Annotated in this window: 23 protein-coding genes; 12 read left to right on the top strand and 11 right to left on the bottom strand. The window is 59.5% G+C overall.

The features are described 5' to 3' along the window. Positions 1-13: 13 nt before the first annotated feature. The 3 genes from NKF25_RS09790 to moeB all read right to left on the bottom strand — a co-directional run bounded on the left by NKF25_RS09790 (position 14) and on the right by moeB (position 1,761). Complete coding sequence (locus tag NKF25_RS09790) at positions 14-196, bottom strand: hypothetical protein (RefSeq protein WP_253226495.1); 183 nt, start codon at positions 194-196, stop codon at positions 14-16. A 67-nt stretch (positions 197-263) separates the two neighbouring features. After that, positions 264-833: a DoxX family protein gene (locus NKF25_RS09785; protein ID WP_253226494.1), complete on the bottom strand. Its 570-nt coding sequence runs from the start codon at positions 831-833 to the stop codon at positions 264-266. Positions 834-942: 109 nt separating this feature from the next. Further along, complete coding sequence (moeB, locus tag NKF25_RS09780; protein ID WP_253226493.1) at positions 943-1,761, bottom strand: molybdopterin-synthase adenylyltransferase MoeB; 819 nt, start codon at positions 1,759-1,761, stop codon at positions 943-945. Between the two features lie 168 nt (positions 1,762-1,929). Between moeB and NKF25_RS09775 the strand changes: the two genes are divergently transcribed. Both NKF25_RS09775 and NKF25_RS09770 read left to right on the top strand, forming a co-directional pair. After that, on the top strand, positions 1,930-2,742 hold the full coding sequence (locus NKF25_RS09775; RefSeq protein ID WP_253226492.1) for a CPBP family intramembrane glutamic endopeptidase: 813 nt from the start codon (positions 1,930-1,932) through the stop codon (positions 2,740-2,742). 152 nt (positions 2,743-2,894) lie between these two features. Continuing rightward, positions 2,895-3,911 (top strand): NADP-dependent oxidoreductase, encoded by a 1,017-nt coding sequence (locus NKF25_RS09770; protein ID WP_253226491.1) that lies wholly within the window; start codon positions 2,895-2,897, stop codon positions 3,909-3,911. A gap of 40 nt (positions 3,912-3,951) precedes the next feature. On the opposite strand, the gene NKF25_RS09765 is transcribed toward NKF25_RS09770, so the two are convergent. After that, complete coding sequence (locus tag NKF25_RS09765; protein ID WP_253226490.1) at positions 3,952-4,980, bottom strand: hypothetical protein; 1,029 nt, start codon at positions 4,978-4,980, stop codon at positions 3,952-3,954. A gap of 92 nt (positions 4,981-5,072) precedes the next feature. After that, positions 5,073-5,702, bottom strand: a complete 630-nt coding sequence (locus NKF25_RS09760) for a helix-turn-helix domain-containing protein (RefSeq protein WP_253226489.1) — start codon at positions 5,700-5,702, stop codon at positions 5,073-5,075. A gap of 172 nt (positions 5,703-5,874) precedes the next feature. Between NKF25_RS09760 and NKF25_RS09755 the strand changes: the two genes are divergently transcribed. Both NKF25_RS09755 and NKF25_RS09750 read left to right on the top strand, forming a co-directional pair. Next, positions 5,875-6,735: an ABC transporter permease gene (locus NKF25_RS09755; protein WP_253226488.1), complete on the top strand. Its 861-nt coding sequence runs from the start codon at positions 5,875-5,877 to the stop codon at positions 6,733-6,735. Then, positions 6,735-7,631, top strand: coding sequence for an ABC transporter ATP-binding protein (locus NKF25_RS09750; protein WP_253226487.1), 897 nt, complete (start codon positions 6,735-6,737; stop codon positions 7,629-7,631). Before NKF25_RS09755 ends, NKF25_RS09750 begins: the two co-directional genes overlap by 1 nt. Positions 7,632-7,666: 35 nt before the next feature. On the opposite strand, the gene NKF25_RS09745 is transcribed toward NKF25_RS09750, so the two are convergent. The 4 genes from NKF25_RS09745 to NKF25_RS09730 all read right to left on the bottom strand — a co-directional run bounded on the left by NKF25_RS09745 (position 7,667) and on the right by NKF25_RS09730 (position 11,465). Beyond that, a complete protein-coding gene (locus NKF25_RS09745) occupies positions 7,667-8,881 on the bottom strand; it encodes an alpha/beta fold hydrolase (protein WP_253226486.1) in 1,215 nt (404 codons plus the stop codon). A 105-nt stretch (positions 8,882-8,986) separates the two neighbouring features. Continuing rightward, positions 8,987-9,880 carry an SAM-dependent methyltransferase gene (locus tag NKF25_RS09740; RefSeq protein WP_253226485.1) on the bottom strand — a complete coding sequence of 298 codons (894 nt, stop codon included), beginning with the start codon at positions 9,878-9,880 and terminating at the stop codon, positions 8,987-8,989. A gap of 212 nt (positions 9,881-10,092) precedes the next feature. Then, on the bottom strand, positions 10,093-10,731 hold the full coding sequence (locus NKF25_RS09735; RefSeq protein WP_253226484.1) for a TMEM175 family protein: 639 nt from the start codon (positions 10,729-10,731) through the stop codon (positions 10,093-10,095). 143 nt (positions 10,732-10,874) lie between these two features. After that, complete coding sequence (locus tag NKF25_RS09730; protein WP_066143802.1) at positions 10,875-11,465, bottom strand: 50S ribosomal protein L15e; 591 nt, start codon at positions 11,463-11,465, stop codon at positions 10,875-10,877. Between the two features lie 209 nt (positions 11,466-11,674). Here NKF25_RS09730 and NKF25_RS09725 point away from each other — a divergent pair, with 209 nt between their 5' ends. From NKF25_RS09725 to NKF25_RS09715, 3 genes are all read left to right on the top strand, one after another. Further along, on the top strand, positions 11,675-12,376 hold the full coding sequence (locus NKF25_RS09725; protein ID WP_253226483.1) for a hypothetical protein: 702 nt from the start codon (positions 11,675-11,677) through the stop codon (positions 12,374-12,376). Between the two features lie 20 nt (positions 12,377-12,396). Further along, the gene (locus NKF25_RS09720) at positions 12,397-14,496 is read left to right on the top strand and encodes a hypothetical protein (protein ID WP_253226482.1); all 2,100 of its coding nucleotides are present in this window, start codon (positions 12,397-12,399) and stop codon (positions 14,494-14,496) included. A 351-nt stretch (positions 14,497-14,847) separates the two neighbouring features. Then, positions 14,848-15,000 (top strand): DUF1328 domain-containing protein, encoded by a 153-nt coding sequence (locus NKF25_RS09715; RefSeq protein WP_082837798.1) that lies wholly within the window; start codon positions 14,848-14,850, stop codon positions 14,998-15,000. Here NKF25_RS09715 and NKF25_RS09710 read toward each other — a convergent pair. Next, the gene (locus NKF25_RS09710) at positions 14,983-15,900 is read right to left on the bottom strand and encodes a serine/threonine-protein kinase RIO2 (RefSeq protein ID WP_253226481.1); all 918 of its coding nucleotides are present in this window, start codon (positions 15,898-15,900) and stop codon (positions 14,983-14,985) included. The genes NKF25_RS09715 and NKF25_RS09710 overlap by 18 nt on opposite strands. A gap of 419 nt (positions 15,901-16,319) precedes the next feature. On the opposite strand from NKF25_RS09710, the gene NKF25_RS09705 reads away from it, so the two are divergent. The 4 genes from NKF25_RS09705 to NKF25_RS09690 are packed head-to-tail and all read left to right on the top strand — an operon-like array spanning position 16,320 to position 20,573. Next, positions 16,320-17,651 carry an extracellular solute-binding protein gene (locus NKF25_RS09705; RefSeq protein WP_253226480.1) on the top strand — a complete coding sequence of 444 codons (1,332 nt, stop codon included), beginning with the start codon at positions 16,320-16,322 and terminating at the stop codon, positions 17,649-17,651. 19 nt (positions 17,652-17,670) lie between these two features. Next, positions 17,671-18,570 carry a sugar ABC transporter permease gene (locus tag NKF25_RS09700; RefSeq protein WP_253226479.1) on the top strand — a complete coding sequence of 300 codons (900 nt, stop codon included), beginning with the start codon at positions 17,671-17,673 and terminating at the stop codon, positions 18,568-18,570. Beyond that, entirely contained in the window at positions 18,567-19,439 is an 873-nt protein-coding gene (locus NKF25_RS09695; RefSeq protein ID WP_253226478.1) for a carbohydrate ABC transporter permease, read from the top strand. The genes NKF25_RS09700 and NKF25_RS09695 overlap by 4 nt, the downstream gene beginning before the upstream one ends. A gap of 6 nt (positions 19,440-19,445) precedes the next feature. Then, positions 19,446-20,573, top strand: a complete 1,128-nt coding sequence (locus tag NKF25_RS09690; RefSeq protein WP_253226477.1) for an ABC transporter ATP-binding protein — start codon at positions 19,446-19,448, stop codon at positions 20,571-20,573. Between the two features lie 173 nt (positions 20,574-20,746). On the opposite strand, the gene NKF25_RS09685 is transcribed toward NKF25_RS09690, so the two are convergent. Next, complete coding sequence (locus NKF25_RS09685) at positions 20,747-21,160, bottom strand: DUF5518 domain-containing protein (RefSeq protein WP_253226476.1); 414 nt, start codon at positions 21,158-21,160, stop codon at positions 20,747-20,749. 144 nt (positions 21,161-21,304) lie between these two features. On the opposite strand from NKF25_RS09685, the gene NKF25_RS09680 reads away from it, so the two are divergent. After that, complete coding sequence (locus NKF25_RS09680; protein ID WP_253226475.1) at positions 21,305-21,571, top strand: DUF202 domain-containing protein; 267 nt, start codon at positions 21,305-21,307, stop codon at positions 21,569-21,571. Positions 21,572-21,646 lie beyond the last annotated feature (75 nt).

The following is a 21,646-nucleotide window of genomic DNA, read 5'->3' as shown; positions in this document are numbered from 1 at the left end:
CAGGTGCGGAAAATCAGCTTTCGAGGACTTCCCGTTCCGAGAGCGTCGAAAGGGAGTTTCGGATATCGAGCAGGACGCTCAGAATACGAAGCAAGACGGCGGCTACGATTCCGAGGAGGAGGTTGCCGCTCACGACAACTGCCGCGAGAATTCCTACGAAGAGGACCACTTCGTACGGAGATAAGCTGTGTTCCATACGCCACCCTTGTGTCGCCTCGGTTGTATTTATTTCGTGTACGAAATCTGAGTCCAAGAAAAATAGCTCAGCCGAGGATGTACTGGAGGGCGGGGTACTTCTCGACCAGCGGTTTGCCGTCCACTTCGTAGCGCTCGATGCGTGCGTCCAGTCCGAGGATGTGGCCCGCCCCGAACGCCGCGACGGCGAGGAAGACGAGCATGTACGCGAAGTCGCCGTTGATGATTCCGTGTTCGACGGTCCAGTTGCCGAAGTAGAACATCAGCATCATGAACGCGCCGAAGAACGCCGCGAGGCGGACGAACGCGCCGACGATGAGGGCGAGACCGATGAACAGTTCACCCCACGGGACGGCGACGTTCACGAAGTCCACGAACCACGGCGTGGTGCCCATCCAGTGGAACACGCCGAGCATGGGGCTGGCCTTCGGAACCGCGTTCGTCAGGTACCCCGCCGCGCTGAACGACTCCGCCGCCGTGAGTTTCGCCCAGCCAGCGGCGAGGAACGCTGCTCCCATCATGAGACGGAGCGCCAACACGAACCACGCGCTCAGACTGTGTGCCTGGCCGTGAACGGTTACGCCACCGATTTTGCTCTCGAACGTGTTTACTCCGGTGTTCAGTTGTTTAGTTGCCATTGCAGTCACCTACGAATATAGAAACGACCGCTAAGGATATAAAGTAATATTGCGGTTCTCGTGGCATGAGAGCCGCGTATGGCGGCGTTTAGCAATTTGATACGTGCTGTCAGCTCGCCCGCACTGCACACGACGATTCGGTGTACTCGACCTCGTCGATGGAGTCGATGGGGTCGTCGCCGCAAACCGGGCAATCAGGGTTTCGTCGGAACTCGACCTCCTCGAAACTCATGTCCATCGCGTCGTAAAACAGCATCCGGCCGTCGAGGAGTTCGCCGGTACCCGTGATGGCTTTCACCGTCTCGGTCGCCTGAATACAGCCGACCGTTCCGGGGAGGACGCCGAGGACACCCGTCGTCGCACAGTCGGCGACCGCGTCTTCCGGGGGGGATTCCGGGAAGAGACAGCGATAACACGGCCCGTCTGTCGTGAACGTCGTCACCTGTCCCTCGAACTTGTAAATCGCGCCGTGGGAGAACGGGGTGTCCGTGAGGGTGCACACGTCGTTGACGAGGTAGCGCGTCCGGAAGTTGTCGCTGGCGTCCACGACGAAGTCGTACTCCGCGATGAGCGCGGGGGCGTTGTCGGGGTCGACGCGAACCTCGTGCGTTTCGATGGCGATGTCGGGGTTCAGACCGCGCACGAAGTCGGCCGCGCTCTCGACTTTCGGCCGACCGACGTCGTCGTCCCCGTGGATCACCTGTCGCTGGAGGTTGCTCCGTTCCACGGTGTCGTCGTCCGCGATGCCAATGGTGCCGACACCGGCCGCCGCGAGATATTCGATGGCCGGTGCGCCGAGACCACCAGCACCGATCACCAGAACCCGTGCGTCGAGGAGCGCCTGCTGTCCCTTCGACCCAACCTCGTCCATGATGATGTGCCGGGAGTAGCGGTCGAGTTGTGTCGCGTCAAGCGAGAGGCCGCTCATGGTTCCACGTAGTCGCATCGAGCTATAAATCCGTGGTTCGACGGAATCACGAACCCGCATCGGGCATCCCTTTTCGGCCACGGATGACTGATATTCGATATCTCAGCCTACCGAGTCCGTCCGTCGTCACTCGAATCTTTTTTGCCACTCGGGTGCGCGGCGGCCGGTATGCAAACCCCCTCGACAGCGGAACGGGCGCGGCAGAGTTCGTTCGTCAAAGGGGTCGTGACGATGTTCGTACTCGGACTGCCCGGCGTCGTCGTCGTCGGCGTGTCGTTGCTCGGGTCACTGCGTTCCCTCCCACAGTTCGCGGGAGCATCGACCCCTGCTCTGTTCCTCCTCATCGTCACCCAGCCCCTCCTGCTGCTCGCGCTCTCCTGCCTCGTCGGGACGGCTCTCGCGCCGCGCACGAGGCTCAAATCGCACGTTCTCTACCGAATCGTTGGGAGAACCCAACCGCCGGTTCTGTTCGGCGAGGAACTCCCCGCTGCCATCGGCGTCGGCGTCGGTGTCGCCGTCATCGCCATTGCCCTCGACGGACTGTTCACGGTCCTCGTACCCGGTCTCTCGCCCCTCGTCGTGAGACCGATGGGTGATCCGACCGTCTTCTCGGTCCTGGAAACCGTTTCCAACCGGTTTCTCTATGGCGGGATCACGGAGGAACTGTTCCTTCGATACGGGTTCATGACGCTCGTCGTGTGGGGCTGCTGGAAGCTCGCGGGCGGAAAACGGCCGTCGTCCCGCGTCATGTGGACGGCGATCGGCATTTCGGCGCTCGTGTTCGGTCTGGGTCATCTCCTCGCGATGGTCGCGTTCTCGTCGGTGGCCCCCGCCCTTCTCGTGCAGATCGTTCTCACCAATGCGGTCATCGGCGTCGGCTTGGGGTGGCTCTACTGGGGCGAGAGCCTCGAATCGGCGATGGTCGGCCACATCTCGTTCGGCGTCGTCGTTATGGTCGTCTCGCTCCTCCTCTCCCTGTAAAACCGTCGTTTCACACCTCCATACGCTCGATCATCAGTGTTTAGTCACCCGTATGAAACGCCGAGCCGTATTTGATTTTGAGCACCACTCTCATACCGGCAAGGGCGGCTTCCGCCACAGGCCCCTTATCCGTGTATCTTGTATTCTCCTGTATGGCGACTAATCGAAAATTCCTGCTGTCGCAGCGACCGACGGGAACGCCCGACGATGACACGTTCGAACTGGTCGAAGAGGACGTACCGGAACCCGGCCCCGGCGAGGCGCTCGTCCGGACGCTGTATCTCTCCGTGGACCCCTACATGCGCGGCCGGATGGACGCCGGGGAGTCCTACGCCGAACCGTGGGAAGTCGGCGAGCCACTGGAGGGCGGCGTCGTCGGCGAAGTCGTCGAATCCAACGGCACGGAGTTCGAAGAGGGCGACATCGTCACCGGCAACCTCGAATGGGCCGACTACGTCACCGCCCTCGGGCCGGAACTCCAGCAGGTCAATCCCGACCTCGCACCCATCTCCACTTCGCTCGGCGTCCTCGGCATGCCCGGTCTGACGGGTTACTTCGGGACCAGAGAAGTGCTCCAACCCAGAGCGGGCGATACGGTCGTCGTGACGGGTGCGGCCGGAGCGGTCGGTTCCGTCGTCGGCCAAATCTCCAAACTCTCCGGCGCGAAGGTCGTCGGTTTTGCCGGATCCGACGAGAAGGTCTCCTTCCTCGAAGACGACCTCGGCTTCGACGTGGGAATCAACTACAAGGACGTGGACGACTACGGCGAAGCGCTGGACGAGGCCGCACCCGAAGGTGTGGACCGCTACTTCGACAACGTCGGCGGCGAGATCACGGATTCCGTCTTCGCCCGACTCAACGTCGATGCACGCGTCGCCGTCTGCGGCCAGATCGCGCTGTACAACGCCACCTCCATGCCGACCGGCCCGCGCAAACTCGGCAAACTCATCGAGACACGTGCGACCGTCGAGGGCCTCCTCGTCGGCGACTTCGCGCCGCGCTTTGCGGAAGGTGCGAAACAACTCGGTCAGTGGATTTCCGAGGGCAAGATCGAGTACCGCGAGACGGTCACCGAGGGCTTGGAGAACGCCCCCGACGCTTTCCTCGGCCTCTTCGAGGGCGAGAACATCGGCAAGCAGTTGGTGAAGGTCGGCGAGCGAGAGGAATAAGGGACGGTCACGCCGTTTTGGACGGTCTATTTTCGACGATCTATTTTCCCCGGTCCCACAGCGACCGCCCGGGCGTGTGCTGTGTCCACGTTTCGTCGTGGAGCAGTCCCGGTTTGCGCCAGTTGAAACGGACGTTCTGGTGGATGTCGAAGGGGTACGAGAACGAATCGAGGTGGATCCGTGACCGGGTGGCGACGGTGAACGACTTCCGGGCGTCGTCGGTCCTCGGCTCGAAACTGTGCGTTACCGACCCCCTTTTCGGTCGCTCTGTCTCGCTGATGGTGAGCGAATCGGTTTCCCCTGTGTCCGGTACCGTCGATTCGAGTTCCTCGTCGAATTCGGACACGACTTTGACTCGGTCGGCGTGGTAGCCCGCTTCGATGTTGTGTCCTGCGACTTCCCTTCCCGACTCGATGGTCGCCACGGTGTCCACGATGGCGTGCGGCGGCGAGCCATCGAGAACGGCGGTAGCACGCTTCCAGCGGTCGAACGCGCCGACCTGAGTTCGTCCTCTGATCCGTGTCCTTCCCAACTCGGTTGCCGAATCGGCGTGTGAAATGCCGTTTACCGAAACGTCGGAATCAGGGGGATGGCCGGTCAGTATCTCGTTGACCGCCCACGGTACATCGTCGGGGAGTTCGATGTTCATGAACCGTTGGGTGTCGAGTCTCCCGTCCGCGGGAACGATGGCCGAGATGAGTTCGCCACTTCCCCACCCGTCACCGGGGATTCCGTACCGCTTTCCCGTCGCTGTGCAGGTCCGCTGTGACTGCAACGGAGCGCCGTCTCCGACGAAGGCGACTGGCGTTCCGATAGCCAGTGCTCGGGCAGCATCGTCTTCGCTCACTTCTTTCGCCGGGAAGAGGGCGATGTCGGCGTCGGCCGGGTCGTCCTGCTCGTCCAATCCGCTGACATCCGGCAGTTCGACACCATCAGCGAGCGAAACGACGTGTCCGGAGAGATAGTCGGGTGGCGCGTCGTCGGAACTGCTTCCTCGGAGCGCGCTACAGCCAGCGAGCGCGCTCACACCGACTGTCGCGAGGAACGTCCGACGGGAGGACGGATTCATTCGATACTGGGTCTTCTTGCTTACAACTTAAAGTGTCTGCCCTCGGTCACGTCAAGAACTCCATCGAGACCGTCTACCGGACCCAAAATTTCTCACGAGGAGTCGCGGACGAACGACGTGATGATTCTCCCCTCGGCGCGGTTCAACACGTCCCCTGCGGTCGAGCGATGCACGTCGAGCACATCCGCGAGGTCGTCCAGCGTGCAACTCCGTGGCGTCTCGTAGTAACCGTGTTCGACCGCCGTCTCGACCACGGTTTGCTGGCGCTCGGTCAGGATGGCCCCTGTCTCGTCGGACTGGGTAAGCGAGGCGACTTCGTACCGAACGTCCGCCTCCCGAAGCGCCGAGACGAACTCCTGTATGCGCTCCATCGAGGTGGTCATCTCCCCGTGTATCCAGCCGTTGCGGACGGTTAGCGCCGCGTGGGGGACGCTTCCGGACGAGATTCCTGCACGGTGGGGGGCTGGCAATGGGATTCTGATCCTGACGAAGACCGCCGTTTCGGCGTCGTGGATTATCTCGTACTCGATGACGTCGTCGTCGCCTTCGAAGTACGTGGTTACGTCCTCCCCTGGCAGGTCCGGCGCTTCGAGGAGGACGAAAACGGTCCCGTCATCGACCGGATGATTGCCCAGCATTCGAAACGTCGTGTTCGGATGGTCCCGTGAGAGGCAGGCGACGGCTCCGATTTGAGGCTCCACTTTCGTGTGCACGGTCGGCATACCCGACCTCGGAATGGGACACGCATACCACTTATGAAGGTGGGGAGATATCGGAAAAAGGTATTTGCTCGTTCTCTTAGTAGCTACCTACGATGAACTCGGATTTGATTTCTCGATTCGATATCCTCCCTGCTAGTCGTTCGTTCCCGGTACGGTCAGGAGCGTGTCGCTGATGGCGTCGGTGAATTCCAGTTCCCCTGCCGTGCCCCCATCGGGTGGACCGACCGCCGTTCCGTGGGGGAAGCAGACGCTCACGTTCGCCAAACTCACGATACGAAGTCAGCTACAGAACCGACGCACGTTGCTGTTCGCGCTCGGCTTTCCGGTGATCCTCTATCTGCTCGAATCACGGATGTTCCTTACCGATACGGGTCCCGGGTCGCTCGCTGTCGGAAAAGCTGTCATGGCTATCGCATTCGGGATATTCGGCGCGTTCTCGGTTGCGCTGATCGGTTTCGCACGGCAGTTGAGCGAGGATATTTCGACCAAACGCTATCGCAAGCTCCGTTCGCTCCCGATTTCGCCCTCCGCGGACTTCGTCGGGCGGTTTCTGGGATGTTTCGTCGGCGCCGTCTTTACCGACGCAGTCATTCTCGTCATCGCCGCACTCGACGGCGCTCGGTTCGACGCGTTCGGTCCCGTTTCGGTGCTCGTCATCCTCACTACCTTATTCTCGTTCTGTCTAGTGGCGATGGCGGTCGCAACGCTCATCGCAATCCTCCTCACGGGCGACAGCGTCCCGCAGATTTCGAGCTTTGTGATGATTATCGTGTTCTTCATTACCGGATTCAATGGGATGAGCGTCTCGTTGCTACCATCGAACCTCCAGGGTATCGTCAACTACGTCCCGAACTCGCTCGCCGCACGCTTCCAGATGGCGTATCTCGTCGGCGACGCGGCGAGAATGTCCTCGACGCCGCTTCCAAAGGGTATCGAATACGTGGGACTGCTCGTCCTGTACACCGTTATCGGCGCGGCGGTTGCCACGGTGCTCGTTGGTCGCTTCATCTACGCCGGGGAGGTCGGTGAGTGATGACCGAAGCCGCCATTTCGGTTCGGGACCTGAAGAAGTCGTTCGACGGGGCTACCGTGCTCGACGGCATCGACCTCGATATTCCCGCCGGTGAGGTGACGCTCCTGATGGGCGAAAACGGGTCCGGAAAAACCATCCTGCTTTCGTGTCTCGCCGACGGTCTCCACCCGACGAGTGGGTCGATTTCAGTTTTCGGATCGTCCGCGGACGACACCCGCTCGAACATGAGTTTTATGCTTCAGGGTGGGCTCCTGTTCTCGGAGCTCTCGGGGCGATCGAACGGTGAGTTCTACGCGGACCTTCACCCGCACGGCACCGACGACTGGGAGAAAATCGCCGAGCGATTCGACATCGCGGACAGTCTCGACGACCCGGTCAACGACTACTCGGGTGGGATGGTTCGCAAACTAGAACTCGCCATCACGTTTGGTGTGGACGTTCCGTTGTATCTCCTCGACGAACCGACGGCGGAACTCGACCTCTCAGCCATCGACCTCGTTCACGCACTCATCGAGGAACGGCGGCGCGACGGGCACACGATTGTTCTGTCGAGTCACACGCCGGCCGACATCCAAATCGCCGACCGAATCGCGTTCGTCCGGGATGGTAAAATAGCGGCGACTGGTTCCCCCGAAGACCTCCTGGAAACGGTGCCACGCGTCGCTCTCGCGCGAACGCGCACGGTGGCCGAATCACTCCGCGAATACGTCGTCGAAGATCAGATGTTCCAGAGCCACGAGGGGCGACGCGGCTTCATCGACGGCGAGATGGACGAAGCGACGCTGCCTGACGACGTTTCCATCGCCGAACCGTCGTGGACGGACCTGTTCAACTACTACGCGCACATCGACGAATCGGCGGTTAAACATGCCGAAGCAGTCCCCCAACGCCAGTAGAAAATTTTCCGTCTTCCTGATCTCACCGTTCGCAATCACCCTTTGTGTCCCACGACGCTGTCAAGCCAGTCGAACGTGCGTTGGTGATAGAGTTTGCGCCCGTGCATTTCACAGTGGTCGCCAGCACCTTCGGCGGCCGTGAACCGTTGCAGTTCCTTCGGGCAGTTGAGGGCGTCGTACAGTTCTCCAGCGGCGGCTGACAGCTGATCGTTTTCAGCTTGGGTAACGAGGGTTGGACATTCGATTCGGTCGACGCGGTCTTCGAGCGTGTACTCCGCCGTCGCTCGAAGGTAGTCCATAACGGAATCGACCCCGTGTACCCACAGACCGCGCTGCTCGATGGTCCACGTGAGTTCCGGCGACGCCTCGATGGCGTCGAACATCGGCTCCAACTCGTCCGAATCGACGTCGGGCAGTCGGTCGGCCACGTCCTGCGGTACCCCGACGCCGACGGCCATCCCCTTCATCATTTCGAGCAGGTCCCACAGCCCCGGGTCGGCGATACACGCCGCCAGCCGATGCTCGCTCGCGGCCGCTCGCGGGGCGAGATACCCGCCGAAACTCCAACCGGTGAGTGCGATTCGCTCCGAATCGACTTCCGGACGGGCAACCGCGTAATCGACGACGGGTGTGACCACCTGTTCCCAATCCGGGCGCATGGTGAGCCCCTCCTCGATGAGCGGCCCTCCCTGTCCGGGTCCATCGAAGGTAAGACAGTTGTACCCTCGACGGACGGCCGCGACGGCGTGGGCGAAGTGCATCTCCTGAATCGTCGAATCGTATCCGTTGGTGGCGATGACGGTCGGCCGAGGGTTGTCGGAGTCATCGACGCGGTAGAAGTAGCCGGGAAGCGTCGTTCCCTCGTACGGGATTTCGACCGGTTCGACTGGCGGGTCGAACAGCGCGGCGGCGCTTCGAAACGCGTCCGTTTCCTTCTCGAACGCTTCGACGAGTCGCTCGTCGGTGGGCGCGCCGTACAGAAACGGGTAGGCCGTTCGATAGTAGTTGGAGGCTCGGAGATACGCCTCCCGCGCGCTGACCGCGTGGCCACCGTCCTCACTTTCTCGGGCGATAGCGGCGACGCGGTCGGCGGTTTCGGTCCATTCGTCGTACCAACTCGTCCGGTCCCCGTCGGTGATTCGTTCGGCGGTCGTCAGACACTCGCCGAAATCAGCGCCGCCGTACACGGCGTGCAACAGCGCTCGTTCGGTCCATTCCTCGAACATGGAGTCGTCGAATTCGATTTTCATAGCTCCCCCCGAACCACTCGGTATAACAGGACGCACGGGCGCATAACGTTGCGGGCGATACTGAGGGAATGGATGGCCTGTAACGACCGAATAGTCCCTCTCGATTCACTCCTCGTGCGTGGCTTCGAAACAGTACTCGATGGGATACACCGACAGGTTCGGCCGGTCGGGAAGGTACTGTGCTCGGAGATGGCGCATCTGGCTGAGTGCGGTGAGTTCGAAGCCGTGATCGTCGAGTTCGTCCGAAAGTTTGCCGGACTCGACCACCCAGTGCCACGGCTCACCGAGTCGATCGAGGAACGTCGGGCTCCGGCTGGAGTTCGCGCTCTCCAGCCAGTCGGGTCCGTCGGCCATCGCGTTCGGATTGATCGCCGTCCCGACCAAGTGACTTCCCTCGCCGGTGTGCTCACGGACGGCATCGAACAACTCCCTCACTTCCGCTTCTGAGAGATACATCAACAACCCTTCCGTGACGACCACCGTGGGCTCGTCCGGATCGTAATCCGTGTCGGCGTCCAGGGAACTCATCGGCGCTCGTTCGGTGAAATCCTCCGAGCAAAGGGTGAGGTTCGACCCCTGTTCGACGACGCGCCGCTTTACTCCCTGCGTCGCCGGGTGGTCTATCTCCCAAAATCGGACGTCCGGGTACTCCCGTCGAAGACGCGGGGCGAGCGTATCAAGCCCGGCACCGAGGACGACTACCTGAGAACAGTCGGAGAGGTTCGCCCGAACCGCGTCTTGGATCCACCGCTTTCGAAGGACCGTCTGGGCGATTACTCCCGGTGGAATCCGGGCGATGAGCCGTCTGAGGACGAACTTCGGCAGCCGATGAAACAGCCGAGCACCGGTCCCCGTCCAAGTATCGAGGCTGCGGAAATAGCGGGACGTTTCCCTCCCGGCATCCAGCGGCAGTACTCCCTCCAACACCGGATGCACGCTGGAAAAGACGACATTGGCGGCGACGTACTGGGCCGTCTTGCTCGGTTGACCGTCCTTCATTTCCCGTTACAACCGAGCCGTGCACTATGAATGGTACAGATACCGGTCCGGTTGCGGGTGGTCCGCGGACGAAAGCCGTTCGATCAGTCCGGGAACGCCGCCTACGAGTTCGTTCATGACGATTTGATATCGCGATATCTGATTTATCCTCCCTCTCGTCGTCATCAGCGAACGCCAACCCAACCTCTGTGAGGCGCTCGAAATCCGCGTTTCTACCCGATCAATCGCTCCCGAATCGAATCGGCGAAAAAGAGGAGGAACCACGAGTACATCGCCCACTGTGCGTTTACGAGCGCTATCAGCATCGACCCAGCGAAGACGGAGGCGGGGGTGAGGATGTCGTACGTCACTTCGCGCACTTTGTCTCTGTCGATAGTCGTATCGAGCAGGTCCGACGTCCACGCGTATCGCCAGAGGACGGTGAGGGCGATGCTCGTCAGCGTGATGGTTCCGGCGTAAACGATGACGGGAACACCTCCCGAAAAATCGCCGATCAACGAGGTGGAGAAGGGGATGAACGCGATGAACATGAGATAGATGATGTTCAGCCAGAGGAGTTTCCTGTCGTAACTTTCGACGTCCTCGAAGATGTCGTGATGGACGATCCAGTAGTTCCCGATGACGAGAAAGCTGATGACGTAGCTCAAAATGTCCGGCCACTCGTTCAACAGTTGGCTCACCGCTACTGCCGTCGCCTCGGTCGATTTCGGCACCTCGATGTTCAGTATCAACAGTGTGATGGCGATGGCGAAGACGCCGTCGCTGAATCCCATGAGCCGGGCCATCCCTTCCGTCCGCTTCTGCAACTCAGTCTCCTCTTCCAAATCCGATTCTCCCTCCGAATCCCCCATTGCGTACGACGGACGACTGCCGACATGATAGTCCTTGAGATGGTTTCGGCGGTAAGCCGTCCCTAAGGGTCCTCGCGGAACAGGATGGCAGGTGCTCTTCGGTCGGTGAAAAATCGAAAAGGTGTGTGGAAACGTCGAACGCGTTACTTGCCGCGGCCTTTGCCGCTGTTGTTGCTCGGTCGGGTGTGTTCGGTACCCTTACCGCGCTGTTGGAGACCGCGGTTGCGCTGTCCTGCACTCGTGAGACCCCGGTGGGCACGGCCACGGTGGGAGTCGTCACAGATCCAGTTCAGGTCCTTGTCGTTCTGGATGGCGGGGTGCTCGGGATCCACGAGGATCACTTCGTGCCACTTCTGGCTTCCGTCCTCGCCGACCCAGTAGGAGTTGAGGACGCGGAGGTTCGGGTACTTCTTGCTGACTCGCTCCTCTGCAATGCGCTGGATGTTCTTCCGCCGACCGAGGCGGTTGACACCCTGGCGCTTGGAACGGCGTCCGGCCTTGTGGCGCTGTTTGCGCGCGCCACCCTTGCGGACACTTGCGCGTGCGACGACGATGCCCTGCTTGGCCTTGTAGCCGAGCGAGCGGGCGCGGTCGAGGCGGGTCGGGCGGTCGACTCGCTCGATGGCACCCTGTTTGCGCCAGTCCTGTTTTCGTTGCCACTGGAGTTCGGCGAGCTTGCCGTCGTCCGGGTCCTTCCACGCGTCTCGAATGTGGGAGTAGAAACTTTTTGCCATGGTCTATCACCACGGGCGTTGAGTGGTTCAGCGTGACGACGATTCGACATCGAACCGGCCACGCCACATTCCGTCCTGCGGTCGCAGGTGCCCACTGGTGCCCGTCTTCCAGCGAGTTATCGATTGTTCCCGGTTGGCGGGTTTAAGGGCTTCGTCTCGTCGGTCGCAACCAGAGCAGTTTTATCAAATTACGTGGAAAACTATGTAAGATGAAAGGAGATCTGCCGTTATTCCGGGACAAGGAGGACGTGTATGCGTTTCGAGAACACCTCGAAGCGCTTCGGCAGAGCGGCAGTAACCTCCTCGTCACGGGTGAAGTATCTCAATGCGTGACCAACCGGGCGTCACGAACCCTCTTCGGCGACGATATGAACGACCGGAAGCGAGTCCTCGCGCTCACCGACGCTGGCATCGCGACCGCGGACGAACATTTCCCGAAGACCGTCTCGTACGACGATTCCTCAGTGTGGCTCATCGACCGTGGCAACCGACGCCGCGCCATGCCAGAGGCCGCGTCGAGTTTCGGTGACGAACTCCCGCCGCTCGACGGCCACAACGGACTGCACGAACTCCGCGAGGAGATCGTGACCGCAATTGGGTTCTACGACGACGACGCCGGTGGTGTCTCCCCCGCGGAATTGCGGCTCTGTGTCGATTCGCTGAACTACCTCGTGGACGAGCATCGTCTCCCGGCAGTCAAGCGATTTCTGCGCTCCGTCGGTGCCGTCACCAAGGGCGTTCGCGGGATGGCCCACTACCACCTCCCCATGCCGGACGACGCCGACCTCGTCGCGAAACTGTCGCCGCTGTTCGACGCCCGTATCGAACTCCGCCAGCAGAACGGCGACGACCCTGACCACCGCTGGCACGTCCCGGAACTCGGCACGACGACCGCGTGGGTAGACCTCTGACCGCAGTTCACTCAACAACCGTGGAACCACAGTTCACCCCATTGCTGGGAGACCCCGGCATCGAGATTTACGACCCAATCGAGAAAGTTCGGTTCGAACTGCGCACGCCGCGCCCGGTCGAACCGACGCCAGCGGACACTGACTCGTTTTACTATCCTATCGACTCGGCGGTGACCATCGAGACGGACGAAATAGTCTCACCGGTGTTGGCGAGCGTTACTGTGTATTCTGGGAATGGTGAGTTCGAGCAAGATTTCACGCCCAACAGTGATACGGAGCTTTCACTTGATGGGAGGCCGCGGTACTTGCAAATCAATGGTCTGTCAATAGTCGTCTACTTGTCTATCTCCTCTCCGGTTACGATCAGAAAAGGAAAGAATTCGATTCGTCTCTCGTTCGACGAAACGACGGTTGTCAAGGTCGGTGCACGGTCGTTCCACGAGTCGCCACAAGGGACCGTTACCGTAACTGGATCAGTTCAAGACACGATGCGTGCACTCTCGACGTTCGGGTCCGCGCTCAAGATGACGACCCCTGACCGTGCTCATCCGACACTTCGAGGGCATCCGCCGCTTCTAGAACTTGGCAACGAATTCCACGTTCCGGATTCCATTCAGCGGCCGGATACGGATGTGCAGCTCGAACTCCCATTGACACACAAAAAGGTGTTTCCGGCCGCATCACTTGCGTACTACCTTGGTGCAGAAGTCGTTCCAACTACCGGAACGCCGCAGTTGGTGGCCGGTGATTTCGAATATTCTTTGCTGTCCGACTGTACCTACGAGGAAACACTTCATCGTCTTCTCCGTCAAGTAGTCTTTCTCGATTGTGTCGTCAACACTGAAGGAATCGTCAAATCAGACCTTTACGAGCGGAATCAAGTGGAGCCACTGCTCAATTTCGATTTAGCAGAAATGTACGAGCGCTCACTTCCTGAACAACTGGAGGCGTATCTTTCGGTTTCGTACGACACTATTTCCGAGTATGTTCCGACATGGCCGCTCACTACCGATGTGATGCCGATCAGCGAGCATGCAGCGGCGCTCCCATTTCTCGCGTACGATCTCTCTCAGATTCGTTGTGCACCGGTTCGATCTGTAGAGCAGACGATTTCACAGCCACAGATGCTTGGTGATTTCTACCGAGCGGGATTCTCTAAACGAGAACCGTCTGCCAATACGGAATTTCTAAGGGGAACAGGAGATCAAACGAGCACGGAGAAAATCGTCCATCCAGACCCTGTAGAGACAATCGAACAAGCGTGGGTCGGAGATGGGTTTCCTTTAGGAGCGAACAAACTAACGGTTCAGTCGCTCAAACGTAGATTTGACTACTCTGCTCCGACTAAATCTAATATCAGTATCCGGGTTGTTTGTAATGATACTAACATGTCTGGTGAAATTGTCGATGATCTGTACGACTTTCGAAAGCTAGTCGAATATGATGTAACAATTGATTATGATTGCACCGTGTCTGAACTCCGTGAAATTTTTGAAACACCTACTGATTTGTTCCACTACATCGGTCACGTAGATGAAGGTGGCTTTCTCTGTGTTGATGGCCATTTGGATGTGCAGAACCTCGATAATGTCGCCATCAATGCGTTCTTTTTGAACGCTTGCTCGTCATATGAGCAAGGGATGTCTCTGATCGAAAAGGGAAGTATTGGTGGAGTGGTGACATTGTCAGATGTTCCAAATACCACGGCTACTCGGGTCGGTCAGACGTTTGCCGGTTTACTCAACGCAGGGTTTTCCCTACGAACTGCGTTATCGATCGCTCGCCGGGAAAGTGTCTCTGGATATAGATATATCACATTAGGGAATGGAAGTCGTTTGTTGGTACAACCGGGCGGAGGAGTAGCTAGCTTGGCATCGATCACCACAATGGACGAGAATATCTACCGGGTTTCGGTGGAATCATACCCAAATATGTTGTGTCAGCTTGGATCAACGATCAGTGTTAATGTTCTCGGAACTCGCTCACGGAATCTTATTCCAAATAATGTCTCTTTTGAGAACGTTAACGACTCTTTACTGAGAAAATATCTGGATATACAATCAGGTCCAGTTCTAGTTGATGGACAGATTCGTTGGGGGGTTTCAAACTATATTGGATGACGTTTTACGGACCATGTTTAGCCGCTTCGCCATTAGCCAACACAGGCACAGTCTGCATCATCAACAACGTCATCATGAACAAAACGCCGATCATTCGTGGGTGCTGTTCGAGGTATTTGGCGACATCTTGTCGTGCCATATACACACAATATTTCCCACATATTATCAATTTATTCAATCTATTTTAACAAGAAAATAATTATTGGAAACCTCATCTCCTGTGATAAAATCCGATTTCGGCCACAAATAACATCCCTACCTTGCTAATTCAGCCCAACATACCATATAATTAGCTGTCCAATGGATACCCATGTATCTTGCACACAGATACGTCAGCGGGGTGAGCCACTGATGGCGCTTCTGGCACTCGCGGTTGCGTTCGTCATTCTCGCCATCATCGCTGCCGTGCTCGGCGCGGGTGGTATCGCTGGTATGTCGATGAATATCGCCAAGTGGCTGGTAATCGTGTTCCTCGTACTGGCGGTGCTATCGTACGTCTTCTGAGTACGCGCGAACCGATTCGAACTCGTTTTTTTGGATGGCGTCCGCGACCGCCGATACGTCCACGTCACTGACTAGCCGCGGGTACTTCCGCTCGAAGAACCCGACCACGTTCCGAACGTCGCGTTCGAGGAACTCCGCCGCGTTCTGGTGGTCGGTCGGGATGCCCTGGGGCCAGTCGAAGATGGTGATTCCCTCGCTGTTGACGAACACGTTGTACTCGCTCATATCCGCGTGCACGTAGCCTGCTTGGTAGGCGTCGCTCACTTCACGGAGCACGAGGTCCAGTACGGGGACGACCTGCGCGTCCTCGAACTTCGAGCGCGCGAGTTCGACGCCGTCGATCTTCTCCATGATGATCGCGTGGCGGTTGTGGTCGATGGGGCGCGGGACGCTCACGTCGGGGTACAGCGTTTCGAGGATGCCGTACTCCCGCTCGGCGGCCTTCCGGGCCGTGTAGAGCCACGAGACGTGCTCGTTGTCGGAGGTGTAATCGCGCTCCTTCATCACCTCGCGGAAGTTCGTGTACCCCTCGCGGTGGTACTTCAACGCGAGCGGCCGGAACGACTGTACCTCGTACACGTCGCTTTCCTTCCCGACGCCGAGCGGCGAGCCGACGCCCTGAATCGTCTCGCGTTCGGAAAACGTCCGGAGCGCGAGCGCGTCGTATCCCTCGAACGTCAGGGTGTAGCCCTCGTACTGAATGGTCTTGCGCTGGAGCAGTTCGCGGTCGAGACAGCGGTCGATTCGGTACTCGACCTCCTCTGCGGTCAGCCGTGAAAAGTTTGGAATCTTCTCCTTTTGCACCCATTCGCTGAAGCGCATCCCCTGCTCGACGCCGGAGAGGAGATAGAAATCCTCCGGCTCCAACTCCGCCATCTCGGGTGCGACGTTCCGAACCATCGCGTTCGCCTACTCGTCCGGCGCGTAAGGGCGTTGCGCCACGGCTCGACGGGAACGGTCGGTCGAAAACAACCTGTAAGTTGCCCGTCGAACAGTACACCGTCTGCAACACGACGTTGGACGGAACGTTCGCGGGACGTGGCGGACACATGGGAACGCGCCGTTCGAAGCCGGGAGCGCGCTGGACGGACGTTCTTCAGTCTCACCGGGTCGTTGTATCACGTCTCGAAAAATGTCGGATGATCGATCGGCAGGTCGCTGGTTCGGACGGTTCGACGCTCCGTTTTTCTCGAGATGTTCGAGAACGGAACCGTGACTATCCCATGCATCCTATCGAAATAGACGACTACGTATGATTATGTACTCTCCACATAGAGCTATTACAACGCCTTAAGTACGGTTGTTCGAATCGACAGGTAATGACGAACGATTCCACTCGTCGAACGTTTCTCGCCACGAGCGCTGCGACCGGTGCAGTGACACTCGCCGGTTGTGCCGGTCAATTGACCGGTGGAAGCTCCACGACCACCATCAAGTTCTGGCACGCGATGGGTGGCGATACCGCGAAGCTGTTGAAACAGATGGGATCGGATTTCGAATCCGACCACGAGGATGTCTCCGTCGAGGTGACCTCGAAGGGAAGCTACCGCGAGACGCTGAATTCGACCCTCTCGGCGGTCAAAGCGAAAAAACCCCCGGCGGTCGCACAGATCTTCGACATCGGGACCGGACTGGCACGAACCAGTGATGCGTTCGTCTCCGTCCAAGACATCATTCCGTCGGATAATATCGACTACGACAACTTTCTGAACCCGGTTCTCAATTACTACCGTATCGGCGACACGCTCAATTCGATGCCGTTCAACTCCTCGAATCCGGTGCTGTACTACAACAAAGACGCCTTCGAGAAGGCCGGTCTCGACCCCGAGAATCCCCCGAGAACCTTCCAAGGGATCACGGATGCCTCCGCGAAGTTGATGGACTCGGGTGCGACGAAAAAGGGAATCACGTGGCCGAACCACAGCTGGTTCGTCGAGCAGTGGATGGCGGAGCAAAACCAACTACTCGTCGACGAGAAGAACGGCCGTGCGGGTAATCCGACCGAAATCTATCTCGAAAGCGACGCGGCAAAGCGCATCTTCAACTGGTGGACCGACTTGTACGATCAGGGTGCATACCTCAATCCCGGTATCGAGGCATGGAGCGCCGCGAAACAGGCGTTCATCGCTGGAAAAGTCGGGATGCTCATCACCTCCACTTCGGGTATCTCCTCCACCACGGCGGGCGCGAAAGAGAACGGGTTCGAGATGGGAACCGGCTACTTGCCCGTCCCGAAGGGGAAGCGAAAGGGCGTCGTCATCGGCGGTGGTTCGCTCTGGGTCCCGAAGGGCCTCTCGGACGCCAAACAGAAGGCGGCGGCGGACTTCCTCGTGTGGCTCACGAAGCCCGAACAGCAGGTTCGATGGCACAAGAACACCGGTTACTTCCCGGTTCGAAAGGAAGCCGTCAGCCAACTCCAAGACAACGGTTGGTTCGACCAAAATCCCAACTTCAAAACCGCGTTCAACCAGCTTCAGGCCACGAAGGACACGACGGCGACCCGTGGTGCACAGATGGCACCGTTCGCAAAAACCCGAACGATCGTCGAGAAGAGCTACGTGAGTATGATCCAGGGTACCGGCGTCGATAGCGCACTCGCCAGTGCGAAGAAGGACGTCGAATCGGAACTGGCCCGCTCGAACGGGAAGTAACTCTCGAACTCAGTATTCTATGTCCACCAAGGAATCCACGTATTCGAGCACCTGGCAGGCCTTCTTGTTGTTGCTGCCGACGATCGTCGTCCTCGTCGCGTTTCTGTACTATCCGTCGATCGACACGATCCGTCTGAGTCTCTACAACACCGGTGTGCTGGGTATTCACAAGACGTTCGTCGGATTGGGTAACTTCGTCACCCTCCTCACCTCGCCCGAGTATCGACACAGCATGGAGATGACGGCCCTCTTCGCCGTCGTCGTCGTGGTCGGGACCCTCTCTATTTCGTTGTTCGTCTCGACGCTCCTCTACGAGGTGACGACCGGACAGGCGGCGTATCTCGTGGCGGCCATCTGGCCGTACGCGCTTCCGCCAGCGGTTGCAGGGACCGTTCTGCTCTTCCTGTTACACCCCTCGTTGGGCGTCATCACGTACTTTCTCGACGACCTGTTCGGCATCTCTCTCGATTGGTTCACGAACGGCTCGCTCGCGCTGATAGTCGTCGCAATCGCGGCCATCTGGAAGCAACTCGGCTACAACATCATCTTCATCCTGGCCGCGTTGAACAACGTTCCGGAGACGCTCAACGAGGCCGCGCGCCTCGACGGTGTTGGACGGTTCCAACTCGTCACCCGCGTCTACGTCCCGCTTATCTCGCCAACGCTTCTGTTCCTCGTCGTCATGGACACCATCTATGCCTTCTTCAGCACGTTCTCGCTGGTGGACCTGATGACCCACGGCGGCCCGAACGGAGCGACTAACTTCCTCATCTTCAAACTCTACCGCGACGCTTTCGAGTTCTCGAACCCCGGACTCGCGTCCGCCGAGTCGGTCATCCTGTTCGCCATCGTCGGCGTGCTGACCTACGCCCAGTTGCGACTCTCCGATCGCTACGTCCAGTATGGAGGTAGCTCATGAGTACGGACTCGCTCGCCACGGACGGGCGAGTACGACGGCAGTCGTGGCAGGACGTGCTTCCGGACAACCTCCTCGTGCACGTCGCGCTCGTCTCTTCGACGCTCGTCATGGCGCTGCCCCTGTTGCTCGCGCTCCTGATGAGCACACAGACGACGAACCAAATATACCAGACGTCGAACCTCGCCCCCGGTGGGCAGGCCGTCCACAACTACGTCGCCGCCATGACCGAGTACGGGATGGGTCGGTATCTGCTCAACTCGCTCGTCATGTCCCTCGTCATCGTCGTGGGCAAGGTGACTATCTCGCTGTTCGCAGCGCTGGCCATCGTCTACTACCGGTTTCGGTTCAAGCGGTTGGTGTTCATGTTCATCCTGTTCACGCTGATGCTCCCGGTCCCGGTGCGTATCCTTTCGTTATTCCAGTTCGTGGCGAACATCGGGTGGTCCGATTCGTTGCTCGCGTTGACCGCGCCGTACCTCGCCAGTGCGACGACCGTCTTCCTGCTTCGGCAGCACTTCCGGTCCATCCCGGATTCACTGGTCGAAACCGCCCGCCTCGATGGGATCGGACCGCTCACCTTCCTGTTTCGCGTCCTCGTGCCGATGTCGAAGGGCATGATCGCCGGGGTGGCGGTCATCGAGTTCATCTACGCCTGGAATCAGTACCTCTGGCCACTCACCATCATGAGCACGCAGCGAAAGCAGGTCGCGCAGGTCGGCGTCAAACTCCTGCAGTCGGCCAGCGCCGCGGGACAGACCCAATGGGGTCTCATTATGGCGGGTGCCGTAATCGCGCTCATTCCACCGCTCTTGGTCCTCCTCGTCCTGCACCGACCGCTCCTCCAGACGTTCGGTCTTCAACAAAAGTGATCAATAATGACAACCATCTCACTAAATGACGTCGTCAAACGGTACGACGACGACGTAACGGCAGTCAACGGCATCGACCTCGAAGTGAACGACGGCGAGTTCCTCGTCGTCGTCGGGCCGAGCGGGTGTGGAAAGTCCACGACACTCCGCATGCTCGCCGGACTCGAAACGATATCCGACGGAGCGATTCGGTTCGGCGACGACGTGATCAACGGAATTCCCCCCAAGGATCGGAACGTGGCGATGGTATTCCAGAACTACGCGCTCTACCCGCACATGACCGCGGAGCGTAACATGACCTTCGGGATGAATTCGTCGGGATCGTACACGGACGACGAAATCGAGCGAGCGGTCGCCGACGCGGCCAACACCCTCGACATCACCGACCTGCTTGACCGGAAGCCGGGCGAACTCTCCGGTGGTGAGCGACAGCGAGTCGCCATCGGTCGCACGCTCGTTCGAGACCCCGAAATCCTGCTCATGGACGAACCCCTGTCGAACCTCGACGCCAAACTTCGCGTCGAGATGCGGGCGGAACTCGCCGAACTCCACGCCGAACTCGAACGTACCACCATCTACGTCACCCACGACCAGACGGAGGCGATGACGCTCGGCGACCGCGTCGCGGTCATGAACGACGGTCAAATCCAACAGGTCGACGAGCCACAGACGCTCTACGATTATCCCGTCAACCGGTTCGTCGCGGAGTTCGTCGGCAGTCCATCGATGAACGTCCTTCCCGCTCGCATCTCGGAGGACGACGGACGCCGGTTTGCCGAAGGCGACGGCTTCCGCATCCGACTTCCCCGAGCGAACGGGAACATCGGCTCCGAGATCGACCACGCGCAGGTCGGTATCCGCCCCGAAGACCTCACGGTCGGTGAGGGGGTGGGAACCATCGACCTCTCGGTGAACGTTACGGAACCGCTCGGGGAGTCGCTGTTGCTCCGCGGGACCGTCGGCGGGAACGAACTCTCGGTCAAAGCGGATCCGCGTCGGGAGGTAACAGTCGGTGAAACGGTCGGTCTCACCGCCGACCCCGAACGCCTCCACCTATTCCATTCCGACACCGGAACAGCGATCTATCACTCGTCGTCGGGTGCTCACGAGCGACCCCCGACCCTTCACCCGTAAACTGTGTCGTACCCGGCTGTAGCAGGGGTGCGTAACCGGAGGACGCCGACGAGACGTTGTTCAATCTAGCCGGGTCGCCGTATCCGATGTCGAAGAATGACGTGTCGTCGTCCCGGTCCCGTAACCGGGCGAGTCCGTGCCGGTGGTCGAAAAAGCGACATTCGGGAGCCGAGTCAGCGTGTCGCGGGTTCGGCCGGTTTGACGCCCCGTTTCTGCCGAGAGCCCTTTAGCCACCCGCCGAGTGCACCCGCGATTCCGCTCGGAATGGCGAACAGGAGCGCGACGACGATGCCGGTGAGCAGGACGCCGGTCCCGGCGAGCACGCTTCCGACGGGTCCCGCGACGCTCCCGATGAGCGCGCCACCGACCGCGAGCAGTATCGCGCCGACGATACCGCCGAACGCACCGGCCAGCAGTCCGTTCCACGTTCCGTTTCCGATTCCCTCCCCCGCCATGTAGCCCGCGATGAATCCCCCGATAACCCCGCCACCGATGGTCCCGACGACTGGTATGACAACCCCGCCGAACGTGCCGATGATGACCATGACGATGAACCCGAGTATCACCGCTCTCCAATTCGTTGCCATGGATTGGTGTAGGCTAGCTGAAGATATAGCCGAATCGCCCCTCTCCGGCGTGACAGTACCCGTAATACGGTAACGAACCGATGAGGATGTCGTAACGACCGCCCCGGGAACAGTGATTTGCTCGGCCGAGTCGTGTTCGGGTTCATGCCGACCGACGCAACCGATGCAACCGACTCGATCGACTCGACTGACGAGGGTCCCAAGAGCGGCGTCGCGGATGAACGAACGCGACTTGCGTGGACTCGGACGATACTCTCGTACGTCAGAACCGGCTTCGCCTCGTTCATCTTCGGTATCGCCCTCATCCGCCTGTTCGCCGGACGGCTGATCGACTACGTCGGAATCACCTTTCTCGTCGTCGGCGTCCTGTTCGTCCTCGGCGGTCTCTACTTGTTCGTCACCAGTCGTTGAGTCTCTCTCGTTCGTCACCGGCCGACGAGTTCATCTACGGGACTACTCGTTTATGCCGCTGCCCGGCGTACGGCC

The organism is Haladaptatus sp. AB643 (assembly GCF_024136975.1).
GTDB lineage: Archaea > Halobacteriota > Halobacteria > Halobacteriales > Haladaptataceae > Haladaptatus.
Note: the sequence above shows the minus strand (reverse complement) of the source record. Positions and strands in the feature narration are given on the sequence as shown.